Here is a 16,863-nt window from a genome sequence, read left to right on the forward strand (position 1 = left end):
GGGTACGTGGCTGTCGAGGATCCTGACAGTCGTCGGATTCACCGGGTCAGGCGCAGTCGGTGCGCCCACGCCACCACTCGAATCCTGACCGCCCGCTGTGACCTGCTGAGTGTTCGCGCAGTTCGGAACGGTGTTGTCGGGGCTTCCTACCGTGGTGTCAGCCCGCCCGGACGTCATGGTGGCGGCGCCCCGTCGAGGAGTGTCATGCCCGGTCGTGCCCTGCTGCGTACCGCTGCCGTTGCTTTTGCCGTCGTGCTCGCCGCTGGCGGTTGTGCCGCCACCACGACGGGTTCCGAGGGGCCCCCGGCGATCGGGGCGGCCGGCGGCCCGGCGGGGCCGGGCCACGCGAGGGACGGCTCCGGCGACACCGGCACGGTCACCGACGGCGGGGCCCCGGGCGTCGCGGTCGGGGGTGCCGGCCCCACCGCCGCTCCCACCGCCAGCCCTTCGACCGGCGGTGGTGGGGACAGCGGCGGCGCCAAGTCCGGTACGAAGGCCGGCGGCCCCACCATCAGCTACTTCCGGGTCACCGACAAGCCGCGCTGCCCGGCCGGCACCACCGTCAACCCGATCCCCGGCGGCGGGGTGCTGATGGAGTGGCGGGTCGGCAACGTGACCTCGGTGGCCCTGTCGGTCGACGGCCCCGGCATCTACCGCGACGACTACCCGTCGGCCGGCAGCGAGGAGTTCACCTTCCCCTGCTCGGGGCGGGAGGGCGACATCCAGCGGCACACCTACACGTTGACGGCGCGCAACGCGCACGGCACGCAGACGAAGACCATCGTGGTCACCGCCCCGGTGCACGACATCCCGAAGGTCTGATGCTGATTTCCGTGGACCGCGCGGCCCGGCCGGCTCCGCCCGCCGGAAAGGCGCGGCCGAGGCGGCGACGCCGCTGGTAAAGTCCGGTCCGCACAGACCTTCATTGAGACACGTATTCCGACGGGGGAGTGGAGATGCGCCGACAGTCCGGAGCACCAGACGGGACGGTCATGTCGGCTATCTACCCCAGGGTGGCGTTCATCAATGGGCTCCCTCAATATCGGGATCGTTGCGCATGTTGATGCGGGAAAAACGAGCCTGACCGAGCGGCTTCTTCAGCACACCGGTGTCATCGACCAGGTCGGAAGCGTCGACGCCGGTAGCACCCAGACCGACTCCATGGAGATGGAGCGGCGTCGTGGGATCACCATCCGGTCGGCGGTGGTCTCGTTCAACATCGACGGTCTTCCGGTCAATCTGATCGACACACCCGGGCACCCCGATTTCATTGCCGAGGTGGAGCGGGCCCTGCGGGTGCTCGACGGCGCCATTCTGGTGGTCTCGGCCGTCGAGGGGGTGCAGGCCCAGACCCGGATTCTCATGCGGACGCTGACCCGCCTGCGGATTCCCGTCCTCGTCTTCGCCAACAAGATCGACCGCGTCGGTGCCCGCTACCAGGAGTTGCTGGACAGCATCGGGGAGAAACTGACCCCCCGCCCGCTCGCGATGAGCACGGTGACCGGTCCCGGCACCGTCGGGGCACGGGCGCTACCCCTGCCGCTGTCCGCTGGCGGGCGGGCCGCGTCGGTGGCCGACCTGCTGGCCGAGGAGAGCGACGCGTTCCTTGAGTCCTACCTTGACGACACGACGCACCTCACCGAGGGCGACTATCGCGCCGAGTTGACCCGCCAGGTGCGGCAGGCGCGGGTGGTGCCGGTGTACTTCGGCTCGGCAATCACCGGCGAGGGCGTTGATGAACTGCTCCGGGCCGTCCGGGAGTTCCTCCCACCGGTGGCCGGCGACCCGGCGGCGCGGTTGCGGGCGAGCGTCTTCAAGATCGACTGGGTGCCCGGCGGCGAGAAGGTCGCCTACGCGCGGGTGCACTCCGGCCGGCTCACGGCCCGGGAACCGGTCGACACCTACCGCCGTGGCCGCACCGGCGAGGTGATCGGAGGAAACGGCAAGGTGACGTCGGTGCGGGTCTTCGCGCAGGGCACCACCACCCACGAGACGGCCGCCGAGCCCGGCGACATCGCCAAGGTGTACGGGCTGGCACACGTGCAGGTCGGCGACCAGCTCGGTGCGCCCGAAGGACTGCCATCCGGTGGCTTCTTCGCGCCGCCCAGCCTGGAGACAGTCGTCCGGGCCGCCCGGCCCGCGCAGAACGCTGAGTTCTACCAGCGCCTGCAACGGCTGGCTGAGGAGGACCCGCTGATCAACGTACGTCGCCACGAGGCGGACCGGACCATCTCGGTGGCCCTCTACGGCGAGGTGCAACGCGAGGTCATCAAGGGCCTGCTCCTGGACCGGTACGGCATCGAGGTGGTCTTCGAGGAGACCACGACGGTGTACGTCGAAAAGGTGGTGGGCGTCGGCCACGGGCTGGAGGTGATCTGGCAGAACGAGTTCGCCGCCACCGTCGGCCTGCGGATCGCGCCGGGTCCCGCCGGCAGCGGAGTGCGGTACCGGATCGGGGTCGAGCCCGGTGGGCTGCCCGCCGCCTTCCACAAGGCGATCGAGGAGACCGTCCGGCAGACGTTGCAGCAGGGGCTGTACGGCTGGGAGGTCGTCGACTGCGTGGTCACGTTGACCGACACCGCCTACTTCAGCCCGGTCACCTCGGCCGGCGACTTCCGCAAGCTCACCCCGCTGGTGCTGATGGCGGCGCTGAGCACGGCGCGGACCACGGTGCACGAGCCGGTCAACCAGTTCGAGGTGGAGGTGCCCGCCGACACGGTCCGCGCGGTCATGTCCCGGCTGACCGCCGCGCGGGCGATCGTGGACCACTGCGACACCCACGGCCCGGTCAGCCGCCTGCACGGCACGATCCCCGCGAGCAACGTCCACGACATCGAGCGGCAGCTACCGGGCCTGTCCCACGGCGAAGGCGTCTTCGTCTCCGCGCTGAGCGGCCACCGCCGCACCACCGGCACCCCACCGACCCGACGGCGCACCGACGGCAACCCGCTGCACCGCAGGGAATACCTGGCACACGTACTCAGACGGGGGTGACCGGTCGCCCGGCTCGACGCGGACGCCGGGTGGCACGCGACCGCCGCCCTGGTCGGCCCGACCAGGGCGGCGGTCGTCGGGTAGGAGAGAATGAGGTACGTGACGACGATCCCGAACGTGCTCGCCCACCGGTACGCCTCACCCGAGCTGGTCGCCCTCTGGTCCCCGCAGGAGAAGGTGCGGATGGAGCGGCGACTCTGGCTCGCCGTGCTCCGCGCCCAGCGGGACCTCGGCGTGGCGGTGCCGGACGGCGTGGTCGAGGCGTACGAGCGGGTGGTCGACCAGGTCGACCTGGCGTCGATCGCCGAGCGGGAGCGGGTCACCCGGCACGACGTGAAGGCCCGGATCGAGGAGTTCAGCGCGCTCGCCGGGCACGAGCACGTGCACAAGGGGATGACCTCCCGCGACCTCACCGAGAACGTCGAGCAGCTCCAGGTGCGTGCCTCGCTGGAGCTGATCCGCGACCGGGTGGTCGCCGCGCTGGCCCGGCTGGCCTGGCTCGCCCACGAGCACTCCGGCCTGGTGCTGACCGGCCGCTCGCACAACGTCGCCGCGCAGGCCACCACGCTGGGCAAGCGCTTCGCCTCGGCCGCCGAGGAACTGCTGATCGCGTACGAGCGGCTGGAAGACCTGATCAACTGGTACCCGCTGCGCGGGATCAAGGGGCCGGTCGGCACCGCCGCCGACCAGCTCGACCTCTTCGACGGCGACGCCGCCAAGGTCGCCGAGTTGGAGCGGCGGGTGGCCGAGCACCTGGGCTTCTCCCGGGTGCTGGACAGCGTCGGGCAGGTCTATCCGCGCTCGATCGACATGGCGGTGCTCTCCGCTCTCGCCCAGGTGGCCGCCGCGCCGTCGTCGTTGGCCACCACGATCCGGCTGATGGTCGGTCAGGAGCTGGCCACCGAGGGCTTCAAGCCGGGCCAGGTCGGCTCCAGCGCGATGCCGCACAAGATGAACACCCGCTCGTCGGAGCGGGTGAACGGCTTCGCGGTGATCATCCGTGGTTACCTGTCGATGGTCGGCGAGCTGGCCGGTGACCAGTGGAACGAAGGGGACGTCTCCTGCTCGGTGGTGCGCCGGGTGGCCCTGCCGGACGCCTTCTTCGCCGCCGACGGGTTGTTCCAGACCTTCCTCACCGTGCTCGACGAGTTCGGGGCGTACCCGGCGGTGATCAGCCGGGAGTTGGAGCGCTTCCTGCCCTTCCTGGCCACCACCAAGATCCTCGTCGCGGCGGTGCGCCGGGGCGTCGGCCGGGAGGTCGCCCACGAGGTGATCAAGGAGCACGCCGTGGCGGTCGCCCTCGCCATGCGGGAGAAGGGCGCCCCGGAGAACGACCTCTTCGACCGGCTGGCCGCCGACTCCCGCCTCGGCCTGACCCGCAGCGAGATCGACACCCTGGTCGCCGACCCCGCCACCTTCGCCGGCGCCGCCCAGGCCCAGGTGGACGCGATCACCCGCCGCATCACCACCGTCGTCACCGCCCACCCCGAAGCCGCCACCTACTCCCCACCCCCCATCCTCTAACCCCTCCCCTCCCTCCTCTCCCCTCCCACCCCCGCAGTCCCCCGTTGATCAAGAGGTTTGCGTCACCATTAGTGATCAACTTGACCTGAACCTCTTGATCAACACGCTTGGTCGGGCCCCGGGTGCGCCCGGTCGTCCCGCTCCGCCTGGCGTCCGTCCGTTGGGTGCCGGGTTGTCGGGTGCTGGTGCGGGTGTCGCCGGTGACCAAGAGGTTTGCGTCATTCTTCGAGATCAACTTGGCGTAAACCTCTTGATCAACGGGGGTCAGCCGGGTGGTCGGTCGGGCGAGGGGCGGGGGCGGGTGGGTGGGCGGGGTTAGGGGTTGGGGGTGGGGGTTTGGGCGGCGGAGGAGAGGTCGGGGGCGCTCGCCGGCTCGGCGATACCGCCGGGGGTACCGGTGAAGCCGGGCTCGTGGGCGGTCTCCGCGGCGATCAGGGGCTGGTCGTGCGGCATGACGTCGGGGACCTTGGGCGCCACGATCACCGCCGTGCCGTAGGCGCAGATCTCCATCCACATCTCGCCGCAGTCCCGGCTGTCGAACCGCATTCCCACGACGGCGTTCGCGCCGATACGCAGGGCCTCCTCGCCGAGCCGGGCCACCGAGTCGGTACGCCAGCGGGTGAGGTTGTCCGGGGCCATCGGGTCGTACGCGCCGCCGCGCAGGTTCTTGACCCCCTCGCGGTACGGGTTTCGGGTCCGCGCCATCGACGACACCACTTCGCCGAGGATCTGGCGGATCTCGTAGCCGGGCAGTTGATCCGTCGTCACGACCAGCACGGTTCCGATGCTGTCAGTAGTCGTAGACCGTCGGAGCGTGCCGTGCGCGGCTGGTCGGATGCTGCAAAACGAGGCGGCGCGGACGGTTGGCTCTCGACCGGCCATCCGCGCCCCGCGAGGTGGTAACCGTCAGACACCGGCCGTCGAGGTGATCCAGGCCCGGTTGTACGCGACAGTGCCGCGCGCGGCCCGTCGACGGTGGAGGCGACGTCGACCCGCTGGCCGCTGTGCCGCCCGCCGGGGCCCGGAACGACATCCCGGTGCCGGCTGCCACCGGGGTCACCCGTGCCGGGGCGGTCCTGGGCTGGCGGGACGCCCTACCGCGGTGGCGGGTCGGGCCCGGGCGGTGGACCGTGTCGGTGCCGCCGGGGTACCGGGTCGGGCGGCACCGGGGCTGGTGTCGAGACCGAGAGGTTCACCCGGTTGATCCGGGTGATCGTGGGGGCACCCTGCGGCAGGTCGACCAGGCGTCGAAATCTGACGATTGATGGCAGACGTGGCCGGGCTCGGTCACCAGATCCCGATCCAGTTGGATCAATGTGACAGAGATGACCCGCGACATGCTCGTCCCTGTTTGTCGGATACCGGTCCCAAATCTGGCGTTGAGCCGCGTATTGCCTGCTCAGGGGGGGTGTGTCGAGGCGACGCGTCGATAATCGGCAACAAATCCGCATCAGAGCGGCAACGAACGGATCTCGACCGCCCATCCCGACGGCCGGTAATGTCGATCACTGCCTGAACTGCGCCCGGCCGGTGCGTCCAGACCGGAATCTGCCAGGTACGCTGGCTGCGCTCGCCCGTAGTGGGCCGGCACCCAACTGCGTACACAGTCAGGAGTGCCCAGTGCCTCGCGTCGTCGTCGACGTCATGCTCAAGCCCGAGATCCTCGATCCTCAGGGCCAGGCCGTCGCAAACGCGCTGCCGCGGCTCGGCGTCAGTGACGTCGCCTCCGTCCGGATCGGCAGGCGGATCGAGATCGAGTTCACCGGCGAACCGGACCTGGACCGGGCCCGGGAGATCGCCGACAAACTGCTCGCCAACCCTGTCATCGAGGACTTCACGGTCCGGGTCGAGGCCGACGAGACCGTGGACGCGCACTCGTGACCGCCCGCGTCGGAGTGGTGACCTTCCCCGGCTCGCTGGACGACGGGGATGCCGCCCGTGCCGTGCGGATCTCCGGCGCGGAGCCGGTCCGGCTCTGGCACGGTGACCCGGAGCTGCACGGGGTGGACGCCGTCGTCCTCCCCGGTGGCTTCTCCTACGGTGACTACCTGCGCTGCGGGGCCATCGCCCGGTTCGCCCCGGTGATGGAGACCCTGGTCGACGCCGCCCGGGGTGGCCTGCCGGTGCTCGGCATCTGCAACGGCTTCCAGATCCTCTGCGAGGCCCACCTGCTGCCCGGCGCGCTCACCCGCAACCAGCACCTGCACTTCCGCAACCGGGACCAGGTCCTGCGGGTCGAGTCCGCCGGCACCGCCTGGACGAACACCTTCCAGCCCGGCCAGGAGATCCTCATCCCGGTCAAGAACGGCGAGGGCTGCTACGTCGCGGACACCGCCACTCTCGACGAGTTGGAGGCCGACGGCCGGGTCGTCGCCCGCTACGTCGGCGGCAACCCGAACGGCTCCCAGCGGGACATCGCCGCGATCACCAACGCCGCCGGCAACGTGGTCGGCATCATGCCCCACCCGGAGCACGCGGTCGAGGCGCTCACCGGCCCCTCGCTGGACGGCCTCGGCTTCTTCACCTCAGTGCTCAAGCACCTGGTGGGGACGCCGGCGTGACGATGCGCGGCGGGTACATCGGTCGGCTCCACCGCCCCACGGGCGGGTACGAGCGCAGCGAGGAGAGGTCATGACCACCCACCAGGACCCGGCCGTTCGGGCAGCCGCGGGCTCCGTCCCGGCGGAGCCGCACGCGGCTGTCGCGCCGCCGGCCGGTCCGGCCGACGCCGGCCGGCACAGCGGTCCGGCGCCGGCCCTCGACTGGGCGGACGGCGTGGACACCGTGCAGCGGGCCGCCGGCACCGGCGACGAACTCCAGCCGTACGCCGAGCTGGGCCTGCGCGACGACGAGTACGACCGGATCCGGCACATCCTCGGCCGCCGCCCCACCCAGGCCGAGCTGGCCATGTACTCGATCATGTGGAGCGAGCACTGCTCCTACAAGTCGAGCAAGGTGCACCTGCGTCAGTTCGGTGAGAAGGCCCCGCCGAGCGACCGGCTGCTCGCCGGCATCGGGGAGAACGCGGGCGTCGTCCGGGTCTCCGACACGCTGGCCGTCACCTTCAAGGTCGAGTCGCACAACCACCCGAGCTTCGTCGAGCCCTACCAGGGCGCGGCCACCGGCGTCGGCGGCATCGTCCGGGACATCCTGGCGATGGGCGCCCGCCCGGTGGCGGTGATGGACCCGCTGCGGTTCGGCGCGGCCGACCACCCGGACACCGCCCGGGTGCTGCCCGGCGTGGTCGCCGGCGTCGGCGGCTACGGCAACTGCCTCGGCCTGCCCAACATCGGCGGCGAGCTGGTCTTCGACCCCTGCTACCAGGGCAACCCGCTGCTCAACGCGCTCTGCCTCGGCGTCCTGCCGGTCGACCGGTTGCAGAAGAAGGACGCCGCCGGCCCCGGCAACATCGTGGTGCTGCTCGGCGCGAAGACCGGCCGGGACGGCATCGGCGGCGTGTCGGTGCTGGCCAGCGCCACCTTCGACGAGGGCAGCGAGAAGCGTCGCCCGTCGGTGCAGGTCGGTGACCCGTTCATCGAGAAGCTGCTGATCGAGGCGTGCCTGGAGCTGTACGACGCCGAGCTGGTCGTCGGCATCCAGGACCTCGGCGGCGCGGGCCTGACCTGCGCGCTCACCGAGACCGCCGCGTCCGCCGGCACCGGGATGCGGGTCTGGCTGGAGCGGGTTCCGCTGCGCGAGCCGTCGATGGAGCCGCACGAGATCCTGGCCAGCGAGTCCCAGGAGCGGATGCTGCTGGTGGTGACCCCGGAGAAGCTGGAGGCGGTGCTCAAGACCGCCGAGAAGTGGGGGGTGCTGGCCACCGCGATCGGCGAGGTCACCGCGCCCGCGCCGGACGGCCGGCCGGGCCGGCTGCTGGTCACCTGGAACGACCACGTGGTGGTCGACGTGCCGCCGGGCTCGCTGGTCGACGACGGTCCGGTCTATGCCCGCCCGATGCGGGAGCCGGCCGACCTGATCCTGCTCCAGGCCGACCGGGCCGAGACGCTGCCCCGGCCGAGCAACCCGGAGGCGCTGCGGGAGACCCTGCTCCGCATGATCGCCTCGCCGAACCTGGCCGACAAGACCTGGGTCACCGAGCAGTACGACAGGTACGTGCTGGGCAACACCGTGCTCGCCCAGCCGGAGGACTCCGGCGTGATCCGGATCGACGAGCAGAGCGGCCTCGGGGTCGCCCTCTCCGTCGACGGCAACGGCCGGTACGCCCGCCTCGACCCCTACCAGGGGACGAAGCTGGCGCTCGCCGAGGCGTACCGGAACGTGGCGGTGACCGGTGCGAAGCCGATCGCCGTGACCAACTGCCTCAACTTCGGCTCGCCGGAGGACCCGGGCGTGATGTGGCAGTTCGCCGAGGCCGTCCGTGGCCTGGCGGACGGCTGCCTGGAGCTGGGCATCCCGGTGACCGGCGGCAACGTCAGCTTCTACAACCAGACCGGTGCCGCCGCGATCCACCCGACCCCGGTGGTCGGTGTGCTGGGTGTGCTGGACAACGTGGCCGACCGGGTGCCGATGGGCTTCGTCCCGCGTACCGGTGGCGACCACGACCAGCTGTTCCTGCTCGGTGACACGCACGTGGAGCTGTCCGGCTCGGAGTGGGCCTGGGTGACGCACGAGCACCTGGGTGGCATGCCGCCGCAGGTCGACCTGGGCCGGGAGCGCCAGCTCGCCGAGCTGATGGCGGAGGCTGCCCGGGTGGGTCACCTCAGCTCCGCACACGACCTCTCCGACGGGGGACTCGCCCAGAGCCTGGTCGAGTCCTGCCTGCGCCGGGGGGTCGGGGCCCGGGTCGGGGTGCCGGAGCGGTTCGCCGACGGCTCGCTGCCGTTCGTCTTCCTCTACAGCGAGTCCGCCGGCCGGGTGCTGGTGACCGTTCCGCGCGGGCACGAGAAGGCTTTCACCGCCCTCTGCACCGAGCGTGGCGTGCCGTGGGAGCAGATCGGCGTCACCGACCCGACGAGCGACGCCCTGGACGTGCACGGCCAGTTCCGGATCGGTCTGGACGAGCTGCGGGCCGTGCACACCGCGACCCTGCCCCGGCTCTTCGGTGGGTCGGAGGCGGCCCAGGTGCAGGTCGAGGCGGCCCGGACCGGCACCACCACGATCGCGCCGGCCACCGCCGGGCAGCCGGTGGACGTACCGGAGCGGGAGCAGCCGGCGGACGCGGACGACCCGGCCGGCGAGGCGGTGGCCGCCCCGGCGACCGCCGCCCCGGTGTCGGGCGGTCCGGAGACCCGCGCCGCCACGGCCGCCGGGCCGGACGCTTCTGCGGGCTCCGCGCCGGCACCGGCCGCCCCGGCGGGCTCCGCGCCGACGTCGGACGCCGCCTCGGGGGCGGACGCCGCGTCGGCGGCCAGCGGGCACGATGTTGACGTACCGACGGCCGGGTCCACCCCGCAGGCCGGCGCGGACGACGCTGCGGCGTCCGGGACCGGTGACGGCGGCGGGCAGCGCCCGACGCCAGACCAGCGCTGAGGCGGTGACCCCGGTCGTCCACGCTCAGCCCGGATCGGGTGCCCGGTTCGACTGGGGGCCGACCGGGGCGGCGGAGCTCGGCCGGGTCTGCGCCGTACTGGTGGTGGTGGACGTGCTCTCGTTCACCACCGCCGTGGAGGTGGCGGTCGCCCGGGGGATGCGGGTCCACCCGTTCCCCTGGGGAGAACAGGCGGCCGACTATGCGATGCGGGTCGGCGCGGTGGCCGCGGTGGGTCGCCGGCAGACGAGCACGGAGCACCCGTGGTCGCTCTCCCCGGCGGCCCTGAGTAGCGCGCCGCGCGTCGCCGACCTGGTGCTGCCGTCGCCCAACGGCTCCGCGATCAGCGCCGCCGCCAGCGCCACCGGCCGCCCGGTGGTTGCGGCCTGCCTGCGCAACGCCCGCGCCGTCGGGCGCTGGCTGCACCGCCACGGGTACGGCGCGGCGGATGCCCCGGTGGGGGTGGTGGCCGCCGGTGAACGCTGGCCGGACGGCACCCTGCGCCCCTCGGTGGAGGACCAGTTGGGCGCGGCCAGCGTGCTGGATGCGATCTCCGGGGCACCCGGGGGACTCTCGGTGGAGGCGGCGGTGGCGCTCGCCGCCCTGGCCAGCATCCCCGACGTGCCGGCGGCGGTCCGCGGCTGCGTCTCCGGTCGGGAGTTGATCGAGGGCGGCTTCGCCGGTGACGTCGAGGTCGCCGTGCAACGGGACGTCTCGAACGTGGTGCCGGTGCTCCGCCAGGGCGTCTTCTCGGCCGGCTGAACCGGCACGGGCTGCGCCGACTGCGCCGCACCGACACTGCGGCCGAATTGGCTGTGGGCCGCACCGACGCTGTGGACTGCACCGACGCGCTGCGGGCTGTACTGACGCTGCGGGCCGTACCGACTGCGGGCTGTACCGACGCTGCGGGCCGCCCGGATCGTGCAATCCCGGGCGGCCCGCAGTCTTCGTTGTCGTCTCGGTGGGTCAGTCGTCCAACCAGTCGAGGCGGCGTCCGCCGCGCTCCGGAGGCGGGCCGTCCGGCCGGGCCCGTCCGGCCGGTGGCTGGTCGCGTCCGGCTGGCGGCTGGTCGCGTCCGGCTGGCGGCTGATCGCGACCGGCCGGCGGCTGATCGCCGTAGTAGCCGCCCTGCTGGTCGTAACCCTGCTGGTCGTACCCACCGGTGCGCTGCTGGGGCGGTTCCTGGCCGTATCCGCCCGGCGACTGCTCGGCGCCGTAGCCACCGGCCTGGCCGTACCCGCCCTGCGGGGAGCCGTAGCCGGGTTGCTGGTCGTAGCCCGCACCCTGCTGGTCGTACCCGGTGGGCTGGTCGTAGCCGCCCTGGTGGGCACCGCCGCGCTGGTCGTAACCGCCGTGCTGGCCGCCACCACGTTGGTCGTACCCGCCCTGGTGGGCGCCACCGGCCTGGTGACCTCCGCCAGCCTGGTGACCTCCGGTCGGCTGGTCATAGCCGCCCTGGTGGGCACCGCCGCCCTGGTGGCCCCCGGTGGGCTGGTCGTAGCCGCCGTGCTGGCCGCCGTAGCCCTGGGCCGCACCGGCGTCGTAACCGGCCTGCTGCCCGTAGCCGCCGCCCGCATAACCGCCGGTCGGCTCCGCGCCCCGGCCGTAGCCGCCCTGCTCGGGCTGGCCGTAACCGGCCGCGCCGGACTGACCGTACGCGTCCGGCTCTGGCTGGTAGGTGCTGGTCGGGTAGGGGTCGGCCGCCGGCGCGTACGAGGTGCTGTCGCCGGTGTAGCGACCGGTGGGCTCGTCGTAGCGTTCGCCGCCGTAACCGCCGGCCGGCTCCTGCGCCGGGTAGCCGGCACCGGCCTGCGCGCCGTAGTCCCGGCCGCCGTAGCCGCTGCCCGAGGCCGGGGCGTCCCCGTAACCGCCACCGGAGGCCAGTGCATTGCCGTAGCCGCCGCCCGAGGCGGGGGCGTCGCCGTAGCCGCCACCGGAGGCCGGTGCGTTGCCATAGCCACCCGCCGCGCCGGCAGCACCCGCCGCACCGGCTGCGCCATAACCACCGGCCGCGCCGGCTGCGCCGTAACCTCCGGCCGCGCCGGCGGCACCTGCCGCGCTGGCTGCGCCGTAACCTCCGGCGGCGCCGGCTGCGCCGTAGCCACCGGTCGTGCCGGCGGCACCCGCCGCGTTGGCTGCGCCGTAGCCGCCACCGGAGGAGGGGGCGGCGCCGTAGCCGCCCTGCTGGCCGTATCCACCCTGACCGGCGGGCTCCTCGCCGTAACCGCCGGCACCGGCCCAGTTGTCCTGTGGCGCGCCGTAGGGCTGGGGCGGAGCGGCGTACGGGTCCGGCGGAACGTCGTCGACGACCGGCCGCTGCAGCATCGTCGGCGCGTCGCTCAGCGCGGAACTGCCGACCATCGTCGGGTCGGGTCCGGCACCGACCCGGTTGACCACCCGGGTCTGGTCGTCGGTGCCACGCGGGCTGCGGGGGCCGGGAACGCCACCCGCCGCGGCGGCACCGGACGGTCCGTCACCGTCGTCGTCGGCGTTCCTGCGACGGATCCAGAGCAGCACGATGGTGCCGACGCCGGCGGCCACCAACAGGCCGCCGAGCAGGATGATCAGGAAGGAGCCGAACCCGCTGTCGTCGTCCTGGGACGCGGCCTGCTGCTGCCCGCCGCTCGGCTCGGTGGTCTGCTCGGTGGTCTCGTCGGTCGTCTCGTCCGCCGGAGTCGGCTCCACCGAGGTCGACGGGGTGACGCTCGGGGTGACCTCGACCTTCAACGCCAGGCTGATCCGCTGGTTGCTCAGGCTCTGCCCGGCACCCGCGCTGATCGGCTTGGTGGCGACGATGCCGTCCTTGCTGGCTCCGAGGACCATCGATCCGGGTGCGATCGGGTTCGCACTGGACCCGGTGATCCGGAAGTTGCCGCTGCCGTCGCTGGTGGTGTTGAACTGCTTGCCGGTCGAATCCTCCAGGCCCACCACCGCGTTGGGCACCGCGTCACCGGTGGCCGCCACGACCACCTTGCCGGAGACCGACTTGACCGTCGGCTTGTCCTGCGGCGGGGTGGTCTGCGGCGCGGCCTTGCCCTTGACGGTGAGCTGGAAGGTGGCGGTGGCCGGGTCGGACTGGTCGGGCCGGACCTGGACGGTGACGGTCGTGTTGGCGTCGCCGGCGTTGTCGTTGGCGCGCAGGGTCAGCAGCTGCGACTTCGGCTGGCCGCCGGTGAGGTTGAGTTGGCCGCAGCCGGAGCAGCTCACTCCGGAGGGCAGACCGGTCAGGCTGATCTGTGCGTTCTGGTCACCGTCACCGGGAGTCACCTGGACGGTCACTGTGGTGTCGCTGCCGGCGTTGACGGTCACCGACCCGGGCTGGACGGAGGCGCTGGCTGCCAGGGCAGGTGTGGCGGGGACGGTGAGCAGGGCACCGGCCACCAGCGCTACGACCACACCGGCCCGCTGCGTCCAGGCACGTCGGTGTGTTGACACGTCCACCGCCTTCCGGTCTGACTTCCCCGGCGGGGGCCGGGGATCATCACGGTACGAATACGCCGTCGGCAACTATGCCTTGTCTGACCGGATCGGCGCGACCCAGGGGCCAGCGTGGGCTCCGACAGCCTCAGGTCGTATCGTCCCGTCGTGTCCTCTCCGCACATTAAGTCCGCCGTGGTACTGGCGGCGATGACGGCGCTCGATGAGGGGCGTACGCCCGAACGACCGGTGTACCGGGAGGCGGTCCGTACCCTTCTGACCGTCCTCGCGGAGCGTGCCCCCGGCCGATCGGTGGAGGTGCGTGTCCCACCTTACGGTGCAGTTCAGTGCGTTCCGGGGCCGCGACACACCCGCGGCACCCCGCCGAACGTGGTGGAGATGGCCGCCGACACCTGGTTGGCGCTCGCCACCGGGCGGTTGTCCTGGGCGCAGGCGGTCACGGACGGTCGCGTACAGGTGAGCGGAAACCGGGCGGACCTCTCCGCCCATCTGCCGCTCTAGCTGCGCCGTTCCACGCGGAGGGGTGACTGGGTGAAGGTGGATCGTGACTTTCTGTATCGACTCGTGTTCGCGTACACTGTCAGGCGACGACAGTGGTCCAGGGCCGAAAGGCGCGGAGCAGCCCCCGGCTCCGCCAGGCCAGTCCAGACCAGCATGAGGGAGCGGCAGTGCCCCGAGGCGATGGCCGGCTGAGCCACGACCTTGACCCCCAGCGACCCGGCCCCCAGGACGCCTGCGGCGTCTTCGGCGTCTGGGCCCCGGGTGAAGAGGTCGCCAACCTCACCTATTTCGGCCTCTACGCACTCCAGCACCGCGGCCAGGAGGCCGCCGGCATCGCGGTGAGCGACGGGTCGGGCGTGGTGGTCTACAAGGATCTGGGCCTGGTGGCCCAGGTGTTCGACGAGCCGACGCTGAAGAGCCTCCGGGGCCATCTGGCGATCGGGCACGCGCGTTACTCCACCACCGGCGGCTCGACCTGGGAGAATGCCCAGCCGACGATCCGTTCGACCACCTCCGGCATCACCATCGCCCTGGCGCACAACGGCAACCTGGTCAACACCGCCGAGCTGCAGAAGGAGGTCGCCGAGCGCGGCCTGCTCGACGACGGGGCCACCAACGACACCTCACTGGTGACCATGCTGTTGGCCAGCCGCCCCGACCTGTCGGTGGAGGCTGCCGCGCTGGAGGTGCTGCCGCAGCTGCGGGGCGCGTTCAGCTTCGTCTTCATGGACGAGTCGACCCTCTACGCCGCCCGCGACCCGCACGGCGTGCGCCCGCTGGTGCTCGGCCGGCTGGAGCGGGGCTGGGTGGTGGCCAGCGAGACCGCCGCGTTGGACATCGTCGGCGCGAGCGTGGTGCGTGAGGTCGAGCCGGGCGAGCTGATCGCGATCGACGAGGAGGGGCTGCGGTCCAGCCGGTTCGCCGCGCCGGAGCCCAAGGGCTGCCTCTTCGAGTACGTCTACATCGCCCGCCCGGACGCCACCATCGCCGGCCGCAACGTGCACGCCGCCCGGGTGCAGATCGGCCGGCAACTCGCCAAGGAGCACCCGGTCGAGGCCGACCTGGTGATCCCGGTGCCCGAGTCGGGCACGCCGGCCGCCATCGGTTACGCCGAGGCGTCCGGCATCACCTACGGCGCCGGCCTGATGAAGAACCCGTACGTCGGGCGCACCTTCATCCAGCCGTCGCAGACCCTCCGTCAGCTCGGCGTACGACTCAAGCTGAATCCGCTGCGGGAGAACGTGCGGGGCAAGCGGCTGGTCGTGGTCGACGACTCGATCGTGCGGGGCAACACCCAGCGGGCGATCGTCCGGATGCTCCGCGAGGCGGGGGCGCTGGAGGTGCACGTCCGGATCTCCTCCCCGCCGGTCAACTGGCCGTGCTTCTACGGCATCGACTTCGCCACCCGGGCCGAACTCCTGGCCAACGGGCTGGACAACGAGGGCATCCGGCGGTCGATCGGCGCCGACACCCTCGGTTACGTCTCGCTCCCCGGTCTCATCGCCGCGACCGAACAACCCCGCAGCCGGCTCTGCCGGGCCTGCTTCGACGGGGAGTACCCGATCGACCTGCCGGCCGGGAACCTGATCGGCAAGCACGTGCTCGAAGGGGTGGGCCGGCGGGTCGCCGACGCCCCCGACGCTCCGGAGCACCACACACCGCTCGTCGCCACTCCGGGCGGCGCGACCGCCCACCGCCCGTAGTACACCGGGGCCGCCCGGCCACCGTCGGCGCGGCACCGAGAACCACAAAGGGGAGAACCGTGACCTACGTGTCCGAGCGCAGCGGCGCAGGAAGTAGCCCGAGCGGCGCCGGTGGCGACCGCCAGCCCTGGACGGCGGGTACCGGCCGCACGACCCGCAAACGCTCGGTCTCGTACGCCGACGCCGGGGTGTCGATCGAGGCGGGCGACCGGGCGGTCGAGCTGCTCAAGTCGAAGGTGAAGGAGACCCGGCGGCCGGAGGTCATGGGCGACCTGGGCGGCTTCGCCGGGCTTTTCCGGTTGGACACCAAGAAATACAAGAACCCGATCCTGGCCTCCTCCACGGACGGGGTGGGCACCAAGCTGGTCATCGCCCAGCAGCTCGACATCCACGACACGATCGGCATCGACCTGGTCGCGATGGTCGTCGACGACCTGGTGGCCTGCGGTGCCGAGCCGCTGTTCCTGCTCGACTACATCGCCACCGGCGAGGTCGTGCCGGACCGGGTCGCCGAGATCGGCGCCGGTATCGCCGACGGCTGCCGGTACGCCGGCTGCGCGCTGCTCGGCGGCGAGACCGCCGAGCACCCGGGCGTGCTGCGCCCCGACGAGTACGACGTCTCCGCCACCGGGGTCGGGGTGGTCGAGGAGAGCGAGATCCTCAGCCCGGACCGGGTCGAGGTGGGCGACGTGGTGATCGCGATGCGCTCGTCCGGCCTGCACTCCAACGGCTACTCGCTGGTCCGGCACGTGCTGCTGGGTGCCGGCCGGATGCGACTGGACGTGGTGATCGACGACTTCGGTCGGCAGCGCACCCTCGGCGAGGAGCTGCTCACCCCGACCAAGATCTACGCGCAGGACTGCCTGAAGCTGATCACCGAGGCGGAGGTGCGCTCGATCGCCCACGTCACCGGCGGCGGCATCCCCGGCAACCTGGTCCGGGTGCTGCCCGAACACGTCGACGCGGTGGTCAACCGGGCCACCTGGAAGCCGCAGCCGATCTTCGACCTGATCCAGTCCAAGGGTCGGATCGAGGACTCGGACATGGAGTCGACGTTCAACATGGGCGTCGGCATGTTCGCCATCGTCTCCGCCGAGGACGCCGACCGCGCGCTGGCCACCCTCGCCGGCCGGGGCGTGGACGCCTGGCAGGCCGGCGAGATCATCGAGGGCACCGGTCACGTCCAGATGGTCGGCCAGCACACCCGGGGCTGAT

General features: G+C 72.1%; 12 protein-coding genes. 10 read left to right on the forward strand and 2 right to left on the reverse strand.

What is annotated here, in order from left to right; all coding sequences use genetic code 11:
- The first annotated feature begins 204 nt into the window (after positions 1-204).
- The 3 genes from ACQP1S_RS01150 (at position 205) to purB (ending at position 4,518) form a co-directional block, all read left to right on the forward strand.
- Positions 205-822, forward strand: a complete 618-nt coding sequence (locus ACQP1S_RS01150) for a hypothetical protein (protein ID WP_432902163.1) — start codon at positions 205-207, stop codon at positions 820-822.
- Between the two features lie 204 nt (positions 823-1,026).
- On the forward strand, positions 1,027-2,994 hold the full coding sequence (locus tag ACQP1S_RS01155; RefSeq protein WP_432902165.1) for a GTP-binding protein: 1,968 nt from the start codon (positions 1,027-1,029) through the stop codon (positions 2,992-2,994).
- 99 nt (positions 2,995-3,093) lie between these two features.
- Positions 3,094-4,518 (forward strand): adenylosuccinate lyase, encoded by a 1,425-nt coding sequence (purB, locus tag ACQP1S_RS01160; RefSeq protein ID WP_432902167.1) that lies wholly within the window; start codon positions 3,094-3,096, stop codon positions 4,516-4,518.
- 315 nt (positions 4,519-4,833) lie between these two features.
- On the opposite strand, the gene ACQP1S_RS01165 is transcribed toward purB, so the two are convergent.
- Positions 4,834-5,400 (reverse strand): YbjQ family protein, encoded by a 567-nt coding sequence (locus tag ACQP1S_RS01165; protein ID WP_432902169.1) that lies wholly within the window; start codon positions 5,398-5,400, stop codon positions 4,834-4,836.
- A 738-nt stretch (positions 5,401-6,138) separates the two neighbouring features.
- On the opposite strand from ACQP1S_RS01165, the gene purS reads away from it, so the two are divergent.
- The 4 genes from purS (at position 6,139) to ACQP1S_RS01185 (ending at position 10,768) form a co-directional block, all read left to right on the forward strand.
- Positions 6,139-6,399: a phosphoribosylformylglycinamidine synthase subunit PurS gene (gene purS, locus ACQP1S_RS01170; RefSeq protein ID WP_091252121.1), complete on the forward strand. Its 261-nt coding sequence runs from the start codon at positions 6,139-6,141 to the stop codon at positions 6,397-6,399.
- Positions 6,396-7,079, forward strand: a complete 684-nt coding sequence (purQ, locus tag ACQP1S_RS01175) for a phosphoribosylformylglycinamidine synthase subunit PurQ (RefSeq protein ID WP_432902171.1) — start codon at positions 6,396-6,398, stop codon at positions 7,077-7,079. Before purS ends, purQ begins: the two co-directional genes overlap by 4 nt.
- 70 nt (positions 7,080-7,149) lie before the next feature.
- On the forward strand, positions 7,150-10,008 hold the full coding sequence (purL, locus tag ACQP1S_RS01180; protein ID WP_432902173.1) for a phosphoribosylformylglycinamidine synthase subunit PurL: 2,859 nt from the start codon (positions 7,150-7,152) through the stop codon (positions 10,006-10,008).
- A 4-nt stretch (positions 10,009-10,012) separates the two neighbouring features.
- Positions 10,013-10,768: a 2-phosphosulfolactate phosphatase gene (locus ACQP1S_RS01185; protein ID WP_432902175.1), complete on the forward strand. Its 756-nt coding sequence runs from the start codon at positions 10,013-10,015 to the stop codon at positions 10,766-10,768.
- 204 nt (positions 10,769-10,972) lie between these two features.
- Here the strand turns inward: ACQP1S_RS01185 and ACQP1S_RS01190 are convergent, their stop codons facing one another.
- Positions 10,973-13,441 (reverse strand): carboxypeptidase-like regulatory domain-containing protein, encoded by a 2,469-nt coding sequence (locus tag ACQP1S_RS01190; RefSeq protein ID WP_432902177.1) that lies wholly within the window; start codon positions 13,439-13,441, stop codon positions 10,973-10,975.
- A gap of 192 nt (positions 13,442-13,633) precedes the next feature.
- On the opposite strand from ACQP1S_RS01190, the gene ACQP1S_RS01195 reads away from it, so the two are divergent.
- The 3 genes from ACQP1S_RS01195 to purM all read left to right on the forward strand — a co-directional run bounded on the left by ACQP1S_RS01195 (position 13,634) and on the right by purM (position 16,862).
- Positions 13,634-13,945, forward strand: a complete 312-nt coding sequence (locus ACQP1S_RS01195) for a sterol carrier family protein (protein ID WP_425413203.1) — start codon at positions 13,634-13,636, stop codon at positions 13,943-13,945.
- Between the two features lie 167 nt (positions 13,946-14,112).
- Positions 14,113-15,648, forward strand: a complete 1,536-nt coding sequence (gene purF, locus ACQP1S_RS01200; RefSeq protein ID WP_091252109.1) for an amidophosphoribosyltransferase — start codon at positions 14,113-14,115, stop codon at positions 15,646-15,648.
- A gap of 59 nt (positions 15,649-15,707) precedes the next feature.
- A complete protein-coding gene (purM, locus tag ACQP1S_RS01205; protein ID WP_091252106.1) occupies positions 15,708-16,862 on the forward strand; it encodes a phosphoribosylformylglycinamidine cyclo-ligase in 1,155 nt (384 codons plus the stop codon).
- Position 16,863: the final 1 nt, after the last annotated feature.

The sequence above is a fragment of the Micromonospora matsumotoense genome (assembly GCF_050951065.1).
GTDB lineage: Bacteria > Actinomycetota > Actinomycetes > Mycobacteriales > Micromonosporaceae > Micromonospora > Micromonospora matsumotoensis.

Bases quoted from the DNA above. Each gene is read 5' to 3' on its own strand.
- ACQP1S_RS01150 (WP_432902163.1), top strand. From the start codon at position 205: ATGCCCGGTCGTGCCCTGCTGCGTACCGCTGCCGTTGCTTTTGCCGTC.
- ACQP1S_RS01155 (WP_432902165.1), top strand. From the start codon at position 1,027: ATGGGCTCCCTCAATATCGGGATCGTTGCGCATGTTGATGCGGGAAAA.
- ACQP1S_RS01165 (WP_432902169.1), bottom strand. From the start codon at position 5,400: ATGGCCGGTCGAGAGCCAACCGTCCGCGCCGCCTCGTTTTGCAGCATC.
- purL (WP_432902173.1), top strand. From the start codon at position 7,150: ATGACCACCCACCAGGACCCGGCCGTTCGGGCAGCCGCGGGCTCCGTC.
- ACQP1S_RS01195 (WP_425413203.1), top strand. From the start codon at position 13,634: ATGACGGCGCTCGATGAGGGGCGTACGCCCGAACGACCGGTGTACCGG.